The sequence below is a fragment of the Nocardia vaccinii NBRC 15922 genome (assembly GCF_001613305.1).
Lineage (GTDB): Bacteria > Actinomycetota > Actinomycetes > Mycobacteriales > Mycobacteriaceae > Nocardia > Nocardia vaccinii.
In genome coordinates, this window is record NZ_BDCC01000019.1 from 143,141 (window position 1) to 161,509 (window position 18,369).

The window sequence follows — 18,369 nt, forward strand, 5'->3', positions numbered from 1 at the left end:
GCACTCGTTCCTCGCGCCCGCCACGCGTCCGATCGGCGAGACGGGCCGCGAACTGGGGTGTTGGTGTTGCCCTGAGGGTCTCACCGTTCGATTGGCGTTCGCGGCCCGCGGTGCGCGAGGGTCAGTGGGCAGGCCGCAGGATTACCGGCAACTCCACGTGCCCGTTGGAGATGAAACTGCCGAGTTTCGCCAAAGTGCTCGGCTCCGTGGCGAATTGCATCGCCGGGAACTGTGCGAACAGCGCGGGCAGGGCGATCGTGGCCTCCATCCGGGCCAGCGGCGCGCCGATGCAGTGGTGCGCGCCGTAACCGAAGGCCAGATGCTGATCCTTGGTGCTGCGCAGCGGATCGAACTCGTCGGCGGTGTCGCCGTGCACCTTCGGGTCGCGGTTGGCCGCGGCGTACGAGGCGAGGATGGCATCCCCCTTGGGGATCGAGATGCCGTCGATCTCGATGTCCTCCACCGCGTATCGCAGCGGCATATGGGCCACCGGGGCCTCGAAACGCAGCATCTCCTCGACGACGTCCGCCCAGGAGATCCGTTCGGCCAGTACGTCCGCGCGCAGCTGCGGCCGGGTCAGCAGCGTGTGGATCGACTGGTCGATCAGGTTCAGCGTCGTCTCGTGACCCGCGTTGACGACCAGCATCAGCGTGTCCACGAGTTCCTTGTCCGAGAGCCGGGACCCGTCCTCCTGCTGGGTGTCGATCAGCACGGAGGTGATGTCGTCACCGGGATTCTCGTGCCGGTAGGCGACGAGTTCGCCGACGAGCCGGAACATTTCGACATAATTGGCCATCGACTCTTCGGGGGTGAGCGATCCGTCGAAGAATCCGTCGACGCACTTGTGGATGTCGGCGTCCAGATGTTCGGGCACGCCCAGCAATTGGCTGATGACCCGGATCGGGACCGGATAGGCGTATGCGGCGCGCAGATCCACGGTCTCGCCGGGCGGGGTGGCGGCCAGGGTGTCCAGCAGATCCCGGACGATCTCCTCGACGCGCGGACGCATCGCCTGGGTGCGGCGATTGGTGAACGCGGGAGAGACCAGCGTGCGCAGCCGCCGGTGCTCGGGCCCGTACGCGGTGAACATGCTCTCCGTGATAACCCACGGCAGCAGCGGCCACGACTCGGTGATCTCCCCGTTGATGAACGCCGACCAGTGCTGCCGGGGGTCCTTCGACACCCGGGAATCGGCCAGCAGGGTGCGCAGCAACACGGCATCCGTCACCGACCACGCCGGTACGCCACCGGGCAACTCGACCAGTGTCACCGGACCGCGGGCGCGAATCCGGGCGGATTCGCTGTGGATATCGACGCCAGTGGTATCCAGGATGATTGGTTCGTGCGCCATCGACGGGCTCCTTACATCACATTCAACGCGGGAGACTTCGGGAAGACGACCGGCAACGCTGCCATCGCCCGGTGGAAAGGTCCTGGCCGCCAGGATATTTCGTCCTTTCCGACCGCCAAGCGTAGTTCCGGAATCGCATCCAGCAGCTGATCGATGGCATCCTGCACGACCAGATACGCCACCGAGCGGGCCGGGCAGGCGTGCGGTCCGGCGCTCCACGCCAGATGGGATCGATTGCCGGTGCGGTCGCCGCCGACGATGGCGGGGTCGTTGTTGCACCCGGCCAGGCTGACCACCACGGGCTGATGCGCGGGCAGCCAGTGGTTGTCGATCAGGATCGGCTGGCGCGGGTAGGTGATGGAGAAGTTCGCCATCGGCGGGTCGTTGAACAACACCTCGTCCACCGCGTCGCGGGTGGAGGTGGCCCCGCCGAGAAAGCCGTCGAACCGGTCGTCGGTGAGCATCAGCAGCAAGGTGTTGGTGATGAGATTCGTCTGCGGTTCGATGGCCGCGCCGTAGAAGTTGAGCAGGTTGTAAACCATCTCCTCGTCGTTCAGCCCGGGTTTGTGGTGTGCCATGCGGGAGGTAACGTCGTCGCCGGGTTCCGCGCGGCGCAGCGCGATGAGTTCCGTGAGGGCCTCGGTCGTGTGCTGCATGCCCCAGGCGGCGTTCTCGGTGTCGAACAGCGCGGCCACTCCGGTGGCGATGCGCTGGCCGATATCCTGCGAGCAGCCCACCATCTGGTTCAGTGCCTCGAATACCAGCGGGAACGCGTACTCGGCGAGCAGGTCCGCCGAGCCCTTCTCACAGAAGGTGTTGATCAGCGGGATGGCGATACGCTCGACCGTGGAATGCAGAGCGTGCAGGTCGACTCCGTCGATGGCGGCCACCATGGCCTGGCGGTAGCGGGCGTGCAACATTCCAGCGTTGCGCACGGCGTTGGGGTACCACTGCATCATCGGTCGCACCGGGCAGTCCTCCGGCACGGTGTCCTGCCAGTGGCGCGGGTCGGCCGGGAAGTGCTCGGGATCGTTGAGGACCCGCAGGGCCGTGCGATATCCGATGACGAGCGTCGCGGGAACGCCCGGGGACAACTCGATCGGCACCAACGAGCCGTATTCACGTCGCATCCACCGGTAGGCCGTGTGAGGGTCCGCCGCGAACTCCATTGTACCCAACAGGATTCGGGGCTCGTTCGAGTCGAGCGGCGATCCGTGCTGGACGGGGCAGATTCCGGGCGTGGCCGTGCCGGAAGGCGATGGCATGTTCAAAGGGGACTCCAGGCGGTCGAACGAGAATACGGCCGAGGCGGGGCCGACTGCGTCGAACCATCTACCTCACACCCGTTGCAGGATCACGAGTTTCGATTGACCCGGCCCGCTGGACCGTAGCAATCGATCGAAACCCGAAAACCGCCCTAGATTAGCAGGACCGATCGGTATTTTTCGCTGATCCGGTAGACCTCCCCGGCGAGGGTGCTCGAGCCTTGGTGCGGGCATCCGGCGCCTCCGGCCCGTCTGTACCGACCGCGCCACCGTGACCTGCGGGAAACAGCAGCCGGAACAGCCGGTGTCGGCGTTCACCGGACCGGCGGGCCGAATTCATCGGGGCGGTCGGCAGCGGGTAACCGCGAGTCCGTTTTCGCTTGCGACCATGTCGTCGTCCGGAGCCGTTCGAAGTCTCGGTGCGGACTGCTCGTCCACCGGATGGATGGGGGATCAGCGATGAACCGAACGTCCGGAACAACGCGTCGCGCCGTGCTCGGCGGCATGATGGGCGCGGCGGGCCTGGCCGGAATCGGCACGCTGCCCGGCCGGGCGGCTCGCGCGTCGGCCGCGCCGCATCGAGGCAGCCTCGCCGACGTGCGGCACGTGGTGATCCTGATGCAGGAGAACCGCTCCTTCGACCATTATTTCGGCACCATGGCCGGGGTCCGCGGTTTCGGCGACCCCACCGCGCTGCGCTCGTCCGCCGGACGTTCCGCCGCGGGCGGGTCCGGTGCCCGATTCGCGGGCCGCGACGTCGGCAGCGTGCTCCCGGGTTCGGCGCCGAAGCATCCGGGCACCGTCCTGGCCCAGCCCGATGCCGACAGCGGTCTCGGCTATCGGCTGCCGTTCCGGATCGATACCCGCGTGGTGGACGGTCAGGACCTCCCGGATCTGAAGCACGACTGGGCCTCGACCCATCGGGCCTGGGCGGGCGGTGCGTACGACGGGTGGGTCGCGGCCAAATCGGCCATGACGATGGGCTACTTCACCGAGGCCGACATCCCGTTCCACCGTGCCCTGGCCGGTGCGTTCACGCTGTGCGACCACTACTTCTGCTCGATTCAGGGCCCGACGACGCCGAACCGGCTGTACCACTGGACCGGGACCATCGACCCCGAGGGCCGCCGGGGCGGGCCCGCGACCGGCAATCCGCCCGACTACCGGCCCGTCTTCGATTGGACGACCTATCCCGAGCGGTTGGAGAAGGCCGGGGTGTCCTGGCAGGTCTACGCCGACGACGTCGCCGGTGACACCGACGAGATGTTCCTCGGCGATTTCGGCGACAATCCGCTGTGGCTGTTCCGGGCATATCACGAGGCGCTGAACTCCGAGGACCCCGCGGTGCGGCGGCTGGCCGACCGGGCCAATGTCACCGGCAGTTGGCCACTGGCCACCGACGAGAACGGCAAGAGTGTCGATTATGTTCTGCGGCAATTTATTTCGGCCTGCCGGACGCATACGCTGCCGCAGGTCTCCTGGATCGTCGCCCCGCAGGGCTACAGCGAACATCCCGCGGCGCGGCCGGTGGACGGCGAGGCCTACGTGCAGCGGGTCCTGCAGGCGCTGTGGGATGAACCGGAACTGTGGCGCTCGACGGTGCTGCTGATCAATTTCGACGAGAACGACGGCCTGTTCGATCATCTGGCGCCGCCGACCGCGCCGCCCGGAACGCCGGGGGAGGAGTTGCCGCTCGACCAGACCGGCACCGGCGTAGCCGCGTCCGCCGCCGCGCACGGTGCGCTGACGCCGATCGGTCTCGGCCCGCGGGTGCCGATGATCGTGGTCTCGCCGTGGAGCCGCGGGGGATGGGTCGATTCGCAGGTGTTCGACCACACGTCGGTGCTGCGGTTCCTCGAGCAGTGGACCGGGGTGCGTGAGCCCAATATCTCGGCCTGGCGGCGGGCGGTCTGCGGAGACCTGCTCGGCTGCTTCGATTTCGAGAATCCGGATACCAGTATTCCGTCGCTGCCGGATGCGAAAGCCCTGCGCGCACAGGCGGACCGGACGCAATCGAAACTGCCCGCGCCCTCGCCTCCGGCGAAACAGTCCGTACCGCGCCAGAACCCGGGATCGGTGAAGGCGCGGCCCCTGCCGTATCAGCCGATCGTCTGGGCAGAGGCGACCGAGGCGAGCGTCACCGTGCACCTGGCCAATCAGGGCCGGGAAGCGATCGCGTTCCAGGCGTACGACTTTCGGCCCGAGGGCGGTGCTCGGGTGAGTCAGATCGTCGTCGGCGCCGGTGCCGCGACGTCCCGGGAGATCGCCTGGTCCGGAAACTACGACATCGAGGTGTACGCGGCGAACGGGTTCCGGTTCTCGGCCACCGGTGGATCGGCGGGGCTCGGGATCGTCGTGTCGGCGGCAGTTCGGGGGACGGCCGAGGAGCCGATTCTGGTGGTGAGCGTCCGGAACGCGACGCCGGCGCGGGCCGCCTTCCGGGTTGATGGCGCGAGCGTCACCGTACCGCCGGGCGCGGTGCACGACCTGGTGGCGCCGACCTCGGACGGTTGGTACGACCTCACCCTGACCGGCGCCGGTACGGCCGCGTGGTCTCGTCGATTCACCGGGCACCTGGAGAACGGCCGACCCGGTCGGACCTGGTGAGTGCGGGGAGCCGGCGGACCGCGGTCGCCGGGCCGGAACGGAAATTTCCCGGGCGTTCGGAACCACGGGGGGCCATCGGGCAGGATGGGGGCGTGATCGGTAATCGCACCCAGAACGCTGACGCACCGTCCACCCGCACGATTCGTCCGCCGTCGCCACATCCCTCGGGGGCGCGGCCGCCGGAGATCCCGGCCGAATTCGTGCCCCGCCACGTGGCGCTGGTGATGGACGGCAATGGGCGTTGGGCGCAGGACCGCGGGCTGCCGCGCACCGCCGGACACGAGCGGGGCGAGGCGGTGCTGATGGACACCGTCGAGGGATGTATCGAGATCGGCGTGAAATGGCTGTCGGCCTACGCCTTCTCGACCGAGAACTGGCGGCGCAGCCCCGAGGAGGTGCGCTTCCTGATGGGGTTCAACCGCGACGTGATCCGCCGCCGCCGCGACGAGATGCACGAGATGGGTGTGCGGGTGCGCTGGGCCGGGCGGCGTCCGCGGTTGTGGCGCAGCGTGATCAAGGAACTCGAGGTCGCCGAGAAACTCACCGAGGACAATACGGTGATGACCCTGACCATGTGCGTCAACTACGGGGGACGAGCCGAAATCGTGGACGCGGCAAGGGAAATCGCGCGTCGCGCGGCCGCGGGTGAACTGGATCCGGAGCGGATCAGCGAAGCGAGTTTCGCCAAGTACCTGGACGAGCCCGATATGCCGGACGTGGATCTTTTCCTGCGGCCCTCCGGTGAGTTGCGCAGCTCGAACTTCCTGATCTGGCAGTCGGCCTACGCCGAATTCGTCTATCAGAACACGCTTTTCCCGGATTTCGACCGCCGCGATCTGTGGGCCGCCTGCCTGGAGTACGCCAAGCGCGACCGTCGGTTCGGCGGCGTCAAATGAGCGAGGACGTCCAAATGAGTGAGAACACCGTCACCGCGGACCTGGAGGCGCGGGCCGGGGCCTGCCTGGCGCACTACGGCAGCGTCGACGTCCGCGTCGAGGAGAAGGCGCTGGGTTTCGAATACGAGGGCGCGCTGTGCTCGCTGCGCGCGGTGAACCTCGCCCCCGGCCTGGACGTACTCACCCTCACCGCGGTTCTGGCCTGGGATCGGCCGCTCAAGGCTCAGCTGCACAAGCGTGTCGCCGAACGCAACAACGCCCTGCAGTTCGGGTCGCTGACGGTGATCGGCCACGAGAAGCTGGCCGATGTCATCCTGCGGTACACATTCCCGGCCGCGGGCCTCGGCGACGAGGCTCTCGCTACGATGTTGCTGCTGGTCCTGTCCGGTGCGAGCCGCGCAAGGCAGGGGCTGGTGCCCTAGATCTGCGGTACCGCGTCGTCTCCGGTGCGGGCGGGAGTCACCGCCCGGCCGCCGCGCATTCGCAACAGCTCCCGAAGACCTCCATGGTGTGGCTGATATCGGTGAAACCGTGCTGGCGCGCGACGGTCTGCGCCCATGCCTCCACGGTCGGGCCCTCGACCTCCACGGTGCGTCCGCAGTGCCGGCACACCAGGTGGTGGTGGTGGCCCTGGGAACACTGCCGGTATACCGATTCGCCGGTGTCCGTACGCAATACGTCGACCACGCCCGCATCGGCCAGGGATTGCAGCGTGCGGTAGACCGTGGTCAGGCCGATGCCCTCGCCGCGGCGGCGCAACTCGTCGTGCAGGTCCTGTGCGGACCGGAACTCTTCGGTATCACTCAGCAGGGCCGCGATGGCGCTGCGCTGGCGGGTACTGCGAACTCCGACGATCTTGTCTTCCGTGCCCGTCTTGTCCGGCACTTGTCACCCTTCCTCGGCATGTGCGACCGCATCCACGACGATGCGGGCGAGATGGTCGTCCACCAGCTCGTAGATCACTTCGCGGCCGGTGCGCTCGCCGCGCACCACCCCCGCCGACTTGAGAATGCGCAGGTGCTGGCTCACCAGCGGCTGGGTCACGCCCAGGGTATCGACCAGCTCGTGCACGCACCGCGGCGACTCGCGCAGCTGCAGCACGATGGCGATCCGCACCGGCGCGGCCAGTGCGCGCAGCAGCTCACCCGCGCTGTCCAGCACCGGCCGTGTGGGCACGGCGGGCGCCAGCGGCGCGCGATACGGAAACGGGTCGTGCGGGATCGCGGTGGGCGCTTCCATCGCGACGCGGCTGCGACGTGCGGGAGCGCCGCCCTCGCGCGCTGTGGCACCACTGTCGGCGGTCATCGCATCCAACTCCTTATCGGAAACCGATGCCATTATTAGTATGCACACGTGCGCATGTCAATGCGCCCCCGCCTCCCCGAGATTTCAGCGTGTCGTTTGGTGTCGCGGGACTTGCGCGTCGGGCCGGCGGTGGTGTGTGTCGGTGCCTTTCGGGCGTGCCCGGGGAGTTACCCATGTGCGAATGAAATCAGTCGTTGCGTTGGCACACCGATACTGCTTGGAACTTTGTCCAATGCTCCCGATACTCTGGGGCGAATCAGACCGATCACCATTGCAGAGGGAGAGCTCCAGTCGTGGCACCCAAGTCGAAGGTCGACACCGTCGCCAATCTCGCCAAGCGCCGGGGCCTGGTCTACCCGAGCGGTGAGATCTACGGAGGCACCCGGTCGGCGTGGGACTACGGGCCGCTGGGCGTGGAGCTCAAGGAGAACATCAAGCGGCAGTGGTGGCGGGCCATGGTCACCGGCCGCGACGACGTGGTCGGCCTGGATTCCTCGATCATCCTGCCGCGTCAGGTGTGGGTCGCCTCGGGTCACGTCACCGTGTTCAACGATCCGCTGGTGGAATGCCTGAACTGCCACAAGCGGCACCGGCAGGACCATCTGCAGGAGGCGTACGCCGAGAAGCACAAGATCGACGATCCGGACAGCGTGTCCATGGAACTGATCTCGTGCCCCGACTGCGGCACCGTCGGCAAGTGGACCGAGCCGCGTGATTTCAACATGATGCTCAAGACCTACCTCGGCCCGATCGAATCCGAGGAGGGCCTGCACTACCTGCGGCCCGAGACCGCGCAGGGCATCTTCGTCAACTACAAGAACATCGAGACCACCGCGCGCAAGAAGCCGCCGTTCGGTATCGCGCAGATCGGCAAGAGCTTCCGCAACGAGATCACCCCGGGCAACTTCATCTTCCGCACTCGCGAGTTCGAGCAGATGGAGATGGAGTTCTTCGTCAAGCCCGGCGAGGACGAGAAGTGGCACCAGTACTGGATCGATACGCGTTTGGCCTGGTACACCGACCTGGGCATCGATCCGCAGAATCTGCGGCTGTACGAGCACCCGAAGGAGAAGCTCTCGCACTACTCGACCCGCACGGTCGACATCGAGTACCGCTTCCACTTCCAGGGCAGCGAGTGGGGTGAGCTCGAGGGCCTGGCCAACCGCACCGACTTCGACCTGAAGACGCATTCGGAACATTCGGGCGTGGATCTGAGCTTCTACGACCAGAATTCGGGCGAGCGGTACATCCCGTACGTGATCGAGCCCGCGGCCGGTCTGACCCGCTCGCTGATGGCCTTCCTCATCGATGCCTACAGCGAGGACGAGGCGCCCAATGCCAAGGGCGTCATGGAGAAGCGCACCGTGCTGCGCCTGGACCGCCGTCTGGCCCCGGTGAAGGCAGCGGTGTTGCCGCTCTCGCGCAACGCGGATCTGTCGCCGAAGGCGAAAGACCTTGCCGCGCAACTGCGTAAGAACTGGAACATCGATTTCGACGACGCCGGCGCGATCGGCCGCCGCTACCGTCGCCAGGACGAGATCGGCACGCCGTTCTGCATCACCGTCGACTTCGACACGCTCGAGGATCAGGCGGTGACGGTGCGCGAGCGTGATTCGATGGCCCAGGAGCGCATCGCCCTGGACCAGGTCGAGGGTTATCTGGCGCAGCGACTGATCGGGGCCTGAGCCCGCGATCGAGTGTCTGGGTCGGGGCCCGGAAATATCGGGCCGGGAGGTGCTGTTCGGTTACGTCGTAGACGTCGCAGACAGGAGTTGCACCATGGCGCAAGCAGTCAGGTTCGATCGGTACGGGGATGTCGACGTACTGAACGTGGTCGAGGTGCCGGACCCGGTGGCGGGGCCGGGCGAGGTCGTCGTTCGGGTGGTCGCGGCGGGAATCAACCCGGGCGAGGCCAAGATTCGCAGTGGCTCCCTGCACGAAATCTACCCCGCGAAGTTCCCGTCCGGGCAGGGGAGCGACCTGGCCGGGCGGGTGGTCTCGATCGGCGAGGGCGTGAGCGGGGTCGCGGCCGGCGACGAGGTGCTCGGCTTCACCAACGAGCGTGCGAGCCATGCGACGCACGCGGTCGTTCCGGTGGAGCAGATCGCGCCCAAGCCCGCCGGATTGTCCTGGGACGTGGCCGGATCGCTGTTCGTGGCCGGGACGACCGCCTTCGCGGCGGTCCGTTCGGTGAGCCCGGAGGACGGTGACACGATCGTGGTGTCCGGCGCGGCCGGTGGCGTGGGTTCGCTTGTGGTGCAACTGCTTCGGGCTCGGGGCGTCACGGTGATCGGGATCGCCGGGGCCGCGAACCACGAGTGGTTGCGGTCGCTGGGCGTCACCCCGGTCGCCTACGGAGACGGTCTCGCGGATCGGATCCGGGCCATCGCGCCCGACGGTGTGGACGCGTTCATCGACCTGTACGGACCGGATTACGTCGAATTGGCGATCGAGCTGGGCGTGCGGCCGGATCGCATCGATACGATCGCCGATTTCGCCGCCGTGTCGAAGTACGGGGTCAAGGCCGAGGGCAACAGTGCGGCCGACACCATCGACGTGCTGGCCGAGCTGGCCGAGCTGGTCGTCGCGGGAACTCTCGACGTGCCGGTCGCCGCGGTCTATCCGCTGGCCGAGGTGCGTGCCGCCTATACCGAACTCGAGCGCGGGCACACCCACGGGAAGATCGTCCTTCATCCGTGAAAGCCGCTGAGTCACAGGTGATTCGGATGCGATGAGCGGGTGGGGCATGACAGATGTCATGGCGGAGTCGTGACGGACGGCGCAGGTGCGCCGGCCTCGCACGCCGGAGACTCGACTCATGACATCTGCACTCACGTCCGGCTCGGCGCACCGGACCGGCGCCGCACCGGCGATCGAGATTCGCGCTCTGCGCAAGACCTTCCGCACCTCCGCCGGGCCTGTCCACGCGGTCGACGGGCTCGACCTGGTCGTCGCGCCGGGTGAGGTGGTCGCCTTTCTCGGGCCGAACGGTGCGGGCAAGTCCACCACCATCGATATGCTGCTGGGCCTGCTGCGTCCCGACGAGGGCCGGATCGGCGTCTTCGGTGGCACACCCGATCAGGCCATCGCGGCGGGCCGGATCTCCGCGGTGCTACAGACCGGCGGTCTGCTGCCGGAACTGACCGTCGCGGAGACCGTGCGACTGGTCGCGAGCCTGCACAGTCATCCGCGTCCGGTCACCGAGGTCCTCGCGCGCGCGGGCATCGACGGTATCGCCGGGCGGTTGGTGGGTAAGTGTTCGGGCGGCCAGCAGCAGCGATTGCGATTCGCGCTGGCGCTGCTGCCGGACCCCGATCTGCTCATCCTCGACGAGCCGACCGCGGGCATGGATGTGGAGGGGCGCCGCCAGTTCTGGAACGCCATTCGCGCGGACGCCCGCGACGGCCGCACGGTGGTGTTCGCCACCCATTACCTCGACGAGGCCGACGCCTACGCCGACCGGATCGTGTTGGTGCGCAACGGAACCGTGGTCGCCGACGGCAGCGCATCGGCGATCAAGAACCTCGCCGCCGGGCGCGTCGTGTCCGCCACCCTGCCCGATGCCGATCAGGCTCGGCTGCTGGCCATTCCCGGCGTCGAACAGGTGGAACAACGGGGGGATCGAATTCTGGTGCACGCCAAGGATTCCGATGCCGTCGCACGATATCTGATCACCGCCACCGCGGCCGTCGATCTGGAGATCACCGGCCACAACCTCGAAGATGCCTTCCTCGCCCTCACCGGAGACCGTTGATATGCGCAGCCTCGCCCTCGGAAATACGTTGCCCGCCGACCGAATTCGCCGCGCCGGTGGATTCGGCTGGGAATTCGCCGCGCTGGAATTGCGCCGCATGCTGCGCAACCGTCGCACCATGATCGTCTCTCTGATCGTGCCGCCGCTGGTCTTCCTGTCCTACGGCACCCAATCCGGATTCCGCACCGCGGCATACGGTTCCGGGAATATGACCGCCTACGCGATGGTGTCGATGGCGCTCTACGGCGCGATGTTGTGCACCACCAGCGGCGGTGCGACGGTCGCGGTGGAACGCGCGTCGGGCTGGAGCCGGCAGTTGCGCCTGACCCCGCTGCGTCCGGTCCATTACATCGCGACCAAGATCATGCTCGCCATGCTGCTCGGATTCTGTTCCGCCGCAGTGGTGTTCATCCTCGGCGCGGTGCTCGGCGCGTATCTGCCGGCGGTGGCCTGGGTGAGCTGCTTCCTCATCGTCTGGGCCGGATCGCTCATCTTCGCCGCCCTCGGACTGTTCCTGGGCTACCTGCTGCCCGCGAGCAGCATCATGCAGATCCTGGGTCTGCTGCTGGCCATCCTGGGCTTCGCCGGCGGATTGTTCTTTCCGTTGCACGGCTGGACCGGCGACGTCTCGCGAGTGTTCCCCACCAACGGCGTGGCCACCCTCGCCCGCATCCCGTTCGGCGGTTCGAGCGGGCCGGACATCGCGCTGGCCGTGCTGAACGTCGTCTTCTGGGCGGTGGCGTTCACCGTCGGCTCGACGATCCTGTTCCGCCGCGACACCGCCCGGTGAGCATGCCCGCGCGCACCATTGCCGGAACCCGCACCGATCGCCGTGGCAGCCCGCCCGCCGATCGGTGCGGGTTTCGCGATGTCGGAAATGCCGACTGCCGGTGGGGCTTTCGTGTGGATGGCGATCACCGGCCCCGGCGATGGGCTACCTTCGATGCATGATCAGGTGCGCGGGAGTCGGCGGAGGCTGCCGATGCCGGTGAGGACCTGGTCAGTGGCGGCGGTGCGGCTGGTATCCGGCCTGCTGGATCGTCTGGCGGGTCTCGGCGCGTCCGATACCACCTCGGTACGGCGCGGCTGGTTCGGCGCGGTGATGGCCACGGTGTGGCTGTTCGGCCTGTTCGCGCCGATCACTCAGCGCTGGAACGAGGGACAGTACTTGCTGGCCGGTGCCGCGGGGGCCTGCGTGATCGTGTTCGGTGCGATTGTCGCGCTGTCGTTCACGCTGTTTCCGCAGCCGGGGTGGGACGGTGGCCTGCCCAGCCGTACCGTCGATCGGCGGGCCTGGCCGGTGCTGGGCGTGCTGGGTGTGTTGAGCGCCGTGACGCTGATCCTGCTGGGCGGCCCCGGCCTCGCCACCCTGACCTACCTGGCGACGATGTCCATCTTTCTGCTGCCGTCGCGTGAATCCGCCCGATTCGCCTTCTCGTACGCGATTCTCATGCTGGTCGTACCGATGCTGGTGCCCGACTGGCGCTTGGGCGGAGTCCCGTTCTATCTCGCCGCGATCCCGATCCTGATCTGGGGCGGGCGAGAGATCGGAATTCGCAGGCGGCGCACGGCCGAACTGGAACGGCGGCAGCGCGCCGAGATGGCCATCATCGAGGACCGCAATCGGGTGGCCCGCGACGTGCACGACATCCTCGGCCACTCGCTGACGGTGATCACGGTGAAAACCGAACTGGCGCTTCGCCTGATCGATCTCGATCCCGAACGCGCGCGGGCCGAGATGTCCGATGTGGAACGGCTCGCCCGCGAGGCGTTGGCCGGCGTGCGCGATACGGTCGGCGGACTGCGGGAGGTCTCACTGGCCGGTGAGCTGGCCAATGTGCGAACGGCGCTGGGGGCGGCCGGAATCGAGGCGGAACTGCCCGACGGGGACTTCGGCGACTACCACGCGATATTCGGCTGGGTGCTGCGTGAGGCGGTGACCAATGTGGTGCGGCACAGCGCCGCCTCGCATTGCACGGTGCGGGTCGGCCCGTCGCGCATCGAGGTGATCGACGACGGCACCGGACTGCGTCCGGATGCCGAATTCGGTTCGGGCCTGGCGGGGTTGCGGGAGCGGGTGCGCGCGGCGGGCGGCGCGCTCACCCTGGCCGCCGCACCGGGCGGCGGACTGCGGGTGACCGCCGATTTTCCCGGAATGAGCGTCGTGCGAACGGATTACGGTGCGGGTGATGGGGCGGAAGGAGATCTGCCGATGTCCGGTGAACGGAGGTGGCCGCGGTGATCCGGTTGCTGCTGGCCGATGATCAGGCCCTGGTGCGCGGTGCGCTCGCGGCGCTGCTCGGGCTCGAATCCGACCTCGAGGTGGTCGCCGAGGTCGGCCGGGGCGACGAGGTGCTCGCAGCGGTCGAGCGCAGTTCCCCCGACGTGGTGCTGCTGGATGTGGAAATGCCCGGGGCGGACGGTATTTCGGTGGCGGCGCAGCTGCATGCGAGCCGTCCGGAGGTACGAATCCTGATGGTCACCACGTTCGGCCGCCCGGGGTATCTGCGCCGCGCGATCGATGCGGGGGCGAGCGGATTCGTCGTGAAGGACACGCCCGCACGGGAATTGGCCGACGCGGTGCGGCGCGTCCATCTCGGTCTGCGAGTGGTGGACCCAGCGCTGGCCACCGAAACCCTCACCGCGGGGACCTCACCCCTGACCGCCCGCGAGCGCGAGGTGCTGGCCGCCGCGGCCGACGGATCCACCGCGGGGGTGATCGCCGCCCGGCTGCACCTGTCCGAGGGGACGGTCCGCAATCACCTGTCCGCGGCCATCGGCAAGACCGGCACCCGCACCCGCGCCGAGGCGATCCGGGCCGCGGATCGCCAGGGCTGGCTGTAAGGTGCCTGGTTGCGGTGTGACCGATCGGCGTAGGTTCGTGACGTGCATCTGACTCAGATCCGGCTGATCGTGGACGATTTCGCGCGTACCGCCGAGTTCTATCGCACCGTCGTCGGACTCGAACCGCTGGTGCCCGATCCCGCGCCGCCGTATGTCGCCTTCGAACCGGCGCTGGGCAGCAGTCTGTGCCTGCACGAGCGGGCAGATCTGGACGGGATGCTCGGCGAGGTGCTCCGGCCGGGCCGCGGCGATACCGCGATGGTGTCGCTGCGGGTCGACGATCTGACCGGATATCTCGGTGAGCTCACCGCCCGGGGAGCCGAGATCGCCGCGGGGCCGGTGGTTTTCGGAGATCGAATCCGGTGCGCGTATCTGCGCGATCCGGAAGGCAATCTGGTCGAGATCCAGCAGTGGCTGACGACGCGTTCCGGCGCGCCCGTTCCGCCCGCGAGCTGATCGGGCGCGGGATGGGCGCGCTGTCGGCGCCCGTGGTTACGATCTAACCGTGATTACCCTGGACGCATACACCGGCCATGTCTCGCCGGGGTCGAACCCGCAGCAGCGCGCCGTACCCGGTGCGCGCATCGTCAAGATGTCCGTGGGCAAGATGGACAACAACGCCTACCTGGTGCAGGACACGGCGACCGGGGCGAGCCTGCTGATCGATGCGGCGAACGAGCCCGAGCGTCTGCTGGAACTGATCGGCCAGGAGGCCGCCGGGCGGCTCGAGCTGATCATCACCACCCATCAGCATCCGGACCACTGGTGGGGCCTGGAGAAGGTGGTCGCGGAGACCGCCGTGCCCACCGCCGCCCACCGGCTCGACGCCGAACCGCTGCCGGTCACGCCCGACCGGTTGCTCGCCGAGGGCGACACCGTCCGGATCGGTGAGCTCACCCTCGAGGCGATCCACCTGCGCGGGCACACGCCGGGTTCGGTGGCGCTGGTGCTGACCGACGGGGCCGGGCAGGTTCACCTGTTCACCGGAGACGCGCTGTTCCCCGGCGGTGTGGGCCGCACCACATCACCGGAGGAGTTCGATTCGCTCTACCGCGATGTCACCACCAAGCTGTTCGACCGTTTCCCTGACGAGACGATCGTCTACCCGGGCCACGGTGACGACACCACCCTCGGTGCGGAGCGTCCGCATCTGCGCGAATGGCGTGAACGCGGCTGGTAGCTCGCGCCGCAATCTCGGCGTGATCGAACCCTGGCACACTCGGGGAATGTCCTGGGCCCCGACTCGTCCCGCACCGTCGCCCGCCGTCCGGACGGCTGCTCGTCCGCGCCGATCCTCCTCGACCGGGCGCTGGGTGCGTCGTGTGATCGCGGGCAGCGTGCTGGCCGCGCTGGTGCTGATCGGCGGGACGGCGGTTCGGGTGTGGCAGGTGGCGCGGATCGACGATTACTCGCATGCCGACGCGATCCTCGTGCTGGGGGCCGCGCAGTACGATGGGACGCCGTCCTCGGTGTTCCAGGCACGGCTGGGCCAGGCCTACCGGCTTTTCGGGAAAGGTATTGCGCCACTGGTGATCACGGTCGGCGGCAAACGTCCGGGGGACGAATACACCGAGGCCGCGGCGGGCAAGATGTATCTGACCGATCACGGCGTGCCGGCGGATCACGTGCTGGCGGTGGAGACCGGTTCGGACACCCTGGAGAGTATCGATGCGGTCGCCGGCGCCATGCGGTCGCGGGATTTGTCGTCGGTGGTGCTGGTCAGCGATCCGTGGCATTCGATGCGCACCCGGACCATGGCGCGCGACGCGGGTCTGGATGCGTGGACCGCGCCCACCCGCACCGGCCCTGCGGTCTACACCCGCGAATCGCAGTTCCACGGCATCGCCCGCGAGACCGTCGCCCTGCTCTGGTACAAGCTGACGCACTTCCCCGCAGACTTCAAATACACTGCGGAGCAGTGATTTCCGAGGAGATGTGATGACCGGCGGCCTCCCCGGCGGATCGGCCGAGCGCGGCATCGCGCAGGCATACACCGCGCAAGATCATGAACGTATGGTGACCGAGTCGGCCAAGAGCGCGGGACTGAGTTGGTCGTCGGTCGCCGAGCGGCGCAGCGATTTCGCTCGCGACCGCGCCCGCGTGCTGCACTCGGCCGCGCTGCGTCGTCTCGCGGACAAGACACAGGTGATGGGTCCGCGCGACGGCGACACGCCGCGTACCCGGCTCACCCACTCACTGGAGGTCGCGCAGATCGGGCGCAGTATCGCCGAGGAGCTCGGTTGTGATCCGGACGTGGTGGATCTGGCCGGGCTGGCGCACGATATCGGGCACCCGCCCTACGGCCACAACGGCGAGCGCGCCCTGGACGAATTCGCCTCGGCCTTCGGCGGTTTCGAGGGTAATGCGCAGAATCTGCGCATCCTGACCAGGCTGGAGCCGAAGGTGTTCGGCACCGACGGGGAGAGTTTCGGGCTCAACCTGACCCGCGCCGCACTGGACGCTACGGTCAAATACCCCTGGGCCAGAACGGATTCGGTCCGCAAGTTCGGCGTCTACGCCGCGGATGCGGACCGTCTGGAGTGGGTCCGCCGCGACGCGCCGACGCTGCGGCAGTGCCTGGAGTCGCAGGTGATGGATTGGTCCGATGACGTCGCCTATTCGGTACACGATGTCGAGGACGGGGTGATCGCGGGCCGTATCGACCTGCGTGCGCTGGCCGATCCGATCGAGCAGATCGCGCTGGCCGAACTCGGTCACGCCCAGCACCGGGGCCTGTCCATCGATGATCTGGTCGCCGCCGCGCAGCGCCTGTCCGAACTGCCGGTGATCGCCGAGGCCGTCGGCTACGACGGCACTCTGCGCGCCTCGGTGGCGTTGAAGCGGCTCACCAGTGATCTGGTCGGCCGCTTCGCCACCGCCGCCGTGGCGGCGACTCGGGAGGCGTGGGGTGGCCGCCGCCTGTCCCGCTACGCCGCGGATCTGGAGGTTCCGCCGATTGTGGCCGCGGAGGTCGCCGTGCTCAAAACGGTTGCGCTGCGTTATGTGATGTCCGATCCGGCCCACAACAAGCGGCAGGGGGCCCAGCGCGAGCGTATCCGCGCGGTCGCCGATCACCTGCTGTCCGACGCGCCGCACACTTTGGACCCGGTCCTGCTGCCCTGGTGGAATGCGGCCGCCGATGACGCGTCCCGTACCCGCGTCATCGTCGACCAGATCGCCTCCTACACCGAGAGCCGCCTCGAACGAGTCGCCGCCGCAATCGGATAGAAGCCGGCGCTGAATTTCTTCTGTCCCGGAACCGCATCCGCCGCATACGGCATGGGCTGCGGTCCCACCGCTCGTGACCGGCCGGTCATCGGGGCGATCAGGAATCCGGCCTCCACCACGAGCGCGAGCAGAATCGAGAGCCCCCTGACAGTTCACACCAATGATCCTCCAATTCGAACCACCGAATCTGGATCCCGGCAGTATGAATCGCCCCGAACGGTGATTCGTGATACCGACTGAAAGGTGAGCACCATGTTCCACAGCATCTGGCAGCCCTTCACCGACTTCTTCCACCCTTTCGTGAACAACTTCAACCGGGGATGGTTCCAGGGCCGGCGTCGCTGACCCATCCATTCGCTGTACCGGCCGAGCCGGTCGTCAGGCAATCAGGCCCGAGTGTCCGTCGACGGTCGGCTTCGTCGTATGCGGAGCGGTTGCCGAGCCACTATTTGTCGGCGGGCAGAATCCGGAACGAGTCGAAGCCCGTTGTCAGGGGTTCGATGGCGCGGAAATCGCGTTGGTCGAGCGTGAAGACACAGTCGGTCTTGTACTTGTCGGCAAGCGCGACACCGACCGCGTCGGCCAAGTCGAGTTGCAGCCCCTCGTATTTGGCTCGGACGGATTGTGCTGTGGATAGGTCGACATGTTTCAGTTCGGCGAGGCGGTAGCGGCCGTCGATCGCTCGGGCCAGTAGCGCGTCGGTGATCCGCATGGCCGCGGCGAAGCCCAGGTCGCGGCGAGTCAGGTGGTCCAATTCGGTGAGTACCAGTGGTGATATGACCAGTGTCTCGTGTTCCATGACCGACAGTGCCTGCTCGTGTTCGGCTTGGTCGGCATCGAACGCCGCGAAGAGTGCGGAGGTGTCGGCGACGATGATCATCGACGGGCCGACCGCTGCTTGATCTCCCGGTAGATTTCCTCACGCATCTCATCGGTACTGCGCGAGCGTCCGCTGCGGAAGACTGGCAGCGGTGCATCGTGACGCGGTCGATCGGATGCGTCCAGCAACATCGCGATACCGCGGCGGATGAGTTCCGCTTTGCTGATGCCCGTGGCCGCAGCCTCCGCGTCGAGCCGGACCTCCAGCTCATCGGGAAGGTATACGGTCGTCTTATTCAT

General features: G+C 67.6%; 19 protein-coding genes. 13 read left to right on the top strand and 6 right to left on the bottom strand.

The window, feature by feature from the left end; all coding sequences use genetic code 11:
- Positions 1-121 precede the first annotated feature (121 nt).
- Together NV1_RS14620 and NV1_RS14625 are read right to left on the bottom strand one after the other, a co-directional pair.
- Positions 122-1,351 (bottom strand): cytochrome P450 family protein, encoded by a 1,230-nt coding sequence (locus tag NV1_RS14620; RefSeq protein ID WP_067891009.1) that lies wholly within the window; start codon positions 1,349-1,351, stop codon positions 122-124.
- A gap of 11 nt (positions 1,352-1,362) precedes the next feature.
- Positions 1,363-2,616, bottom strand: a complete 1,254-nt coding sequence (locus NV1_RS14625; protein ID WP_067891013.1) for a cytochrome P450 family protein — start codon at positions 2,614-2,616, stop codon at positions 1,363-1,365.
- Between the two features lie 459 nt (positions 2,617-3,075).
- Between NV1_RS14625 and NV1_RS14630 the strand changes: the two genes are divergently transcribed.
- The 3 genes from NV1_RS14630 (at position 3,076) to NV1_RS14640 (ending at position 6,541) form a co-directional block, all read left to right on the top strand.
- The gene (locus tag NV1_RS14630; RefSeq protein ID WP_084525419.1) at positions 3,076-5,223 is read left to right on the top strand and encodes a phosphocholine-specific phospholipase C; all 2,148 of its coding nucleotides are present in this window, start codon (positions 3,076-3,078) and stop codon (positions 5,221-5,223) included.
- Positions 5,224-5,315: 92 nt separating this feature from the next.
- Positions 5,316-6,119 (top strand): isoprenyl transferase, encoded by an 804-nt coding sequence (locus tag NV1_RS14635; protein ID WP_067891016.1) that lies wholly within the window; start codon positions 5,316-5,318, stop codon positions 6,117-6,119.
- Between the two features lie 14 nt (positions 6,120-6,133).
- Positions 6,134-6,541, top strand: coding sequence for a hypothetical protein (locus tag NV1_RS14640; RefSeq protein ID WP_067891019.1), 408 nt, complete (start codon positions 6,134-6,136; stop codon positions 6,539-6,541).
- A gap of 37 nt (positions 6,542-6,578) precedes the next feature.
- Here NV1_RS14640 and NV1_RS14645 read toward each other — a convergent pair whose 3' ends face one another.
- Both NV1_RS14645 and NV1_RS14650 read right to left on the bottom strand, forming a co-directional pair.
- On the bottom strand, positions 6,579-7,004 hold the full coding sequence (locus NV1_RS14645) for a Fur family transcriptional regulator (protein ID WP_067891022.1): 426 nt from the start codon (positions 7,002-7,004) through the stop codon (positions 6,579-6,581).
- A gap of 3 nt (positions 7,005-7,007) precedes the next feature.
- Positions 7,008-7,358 carry an ArsR/SmtB family transcription factor gene (locus tag NV1_RS14650; protein ID WP_067891923.1) on the bottom strand — a complete coding sequence of 117 codons (351 nt, stop codon included), beginning with the start codon at positions 7,356-7,358 and terminating at the stop codon, positions 7,008-7,010.
- Positions 7,359-7,717: 359 nt separating this feature from the next.
- On the opposite strand from NV1_RS14650, the gene NV1_RS14655 reads away from it, so the two are divergent.
- The 10 genes from NV1_RS14655 to NV1_RS14700 all read left to right on the top strand — a co-directional run bounded on the left by NV1_RS14655 (position 7,718) and on the right by NV1_RS14700 (position 17,250).
- The gene (locus tag NV1_RS14655) at positions 7,718-9,109 is read left to right on the top strand and encodes a glycine--tRNA ligase (protein WP_067891024.1); all 1,392 of its coding nucleotides are present in this window, start codon (positions 7,718-7,720) and stop codon (positions 9,107-9,109) included.
- Between the two features lie 94 nt (positions 9,110-9,203).
- Positions 9,204-10,124, top strand: coding sequence for an NADP-dependent oxidoreductase (locus NV1_RS14660; RefSeq protein WP_067891027.1), 921 nt, complete (start codon positions 9,204-9,206; stop codon positions 10,122-10,124).
- Between the two features lie 118 nt (positions 10,125-10,242).
- Positions 10,243-11,178, top strand: coding sequence for an ABC transporter ATP-binding protein (locus NV1_RS14665; protein WP_067891030.1), 936 nt, complete (start codon positions 10,243-10,245; stop codon positions 11,176-11,178).
- 1 nt (position 11,179) lies between these two features.
- Positions 11,180-11,968: an ABC transporter permease gene (locus NV1_RS14670; protein WP_067891033.1), complete on the top strand. Its 789-nt coding sequence runs from the start codon at positions 11,180-11,182 to the stop codon at positions 11,966-11,968.
- Between the two features lie 192 nt (positions 11,969-12,160).
- The gene (locus NV1_RS14675; RefSeq protein ID WP_084525420.1) at positions 12,161-13,420 is read left to right on the top strand and encodes a sensor histidine kinase; all 1,260 of its coding nucleotides are present in this window, start codon (positions 12,161-12,163) and stop codon (positions 13,418-13,420) included.
- Positions 13,408-14,022, top strand: coding sequence for a response regulator transcription factor (locus tag NV1_RS14680; RefSeq protein ID WP_245713723.1), 615 nt, complete (start codon positions 13,408-13,410; stop codon positions 14,020-14,022). The genes NV1_RS14675 and NV1_RS14680 overlap by 13 nt, the downstream gene beginning before the upstream one ends.
- Before the next feature lie 42 nt (positions 14,023-14,064).
- Positions 14,065-14,478, top strand: coding sequence for a VOC family protein (locus NV1_RS14685; RefSeq protein WP_067891039.1), 414 nt, complete (start codon positions 14,065-14,067; stop codon positions 14,476-14,478).
- Positions 14,479-14,527: 49 nt separating this feature from the next.
- Positions 14,528-15,202 (top strand): MBL fold metallo-hydrolase, encoded by a 675-nt coding sequence (locus NV1_RS14690; RefSeq protein ID WP_067891042.1) that lies wholly within the window; start codon positions 14,528-14,530, stop codon positions 15,200-15,202.
- Positions 15,203-15,248: 46 nt separating this feature from the next.
- On the top strand, positions 15,249-15,944 hold the full coding sequence (locus NV1_RS14695) for a YdcF family protein (protein ID WP_067891044.1): 696 nt from the start codon (positions 15,249-15,251) through the stop codon (positions 15,942-15,944).
- Positions 15,945-15,960: 16 nt separating this feature from the next.
- The gene (locus tag NV1_RS14700; RefSeq protein WP_067891047.1) at positions 15,961-17,250 is read left to right on the top strand and encodes a deoxyguanosinetriphosphate triphosphohydrolase; all 1,290 of its coding nucleotides are present in this window, start codon (positions 15,961-15,963) and stop codon (positions 17,248-17,250) included.
- Between the two features lie 445 nt (positions 17,251-17,695).
- Here the strand turns inward: NV1_RS14700 and NV1_RS14705 are convergent, their stop codons facing one another.
- On the bottom strand, positions 17,696-18,130 hold the full coding sequence (locus NV1_RS14705; RefSeq protein ID WP_067891050.1) for a type II toxin-antitoxin system VapC family toxin: 435 nt from the start codon (positions 18,128-18,130) through the stop codon (positions 17,696-17,698).
- Complete coding sequence (locus NV1_RS14710) at positions 18,127-18,369, bottom strand: ribbon-helix-helix protein, CopG family (RefSeq protein WP_067891053.1); 243 nt, start codon at positions 18,367-18,369, stop codon at positions 18,127-18,129. The genes NV1_RS14705 and NV1_RS14710 overlap by 4 nt, the downstream gene beginning before the upstream one ends.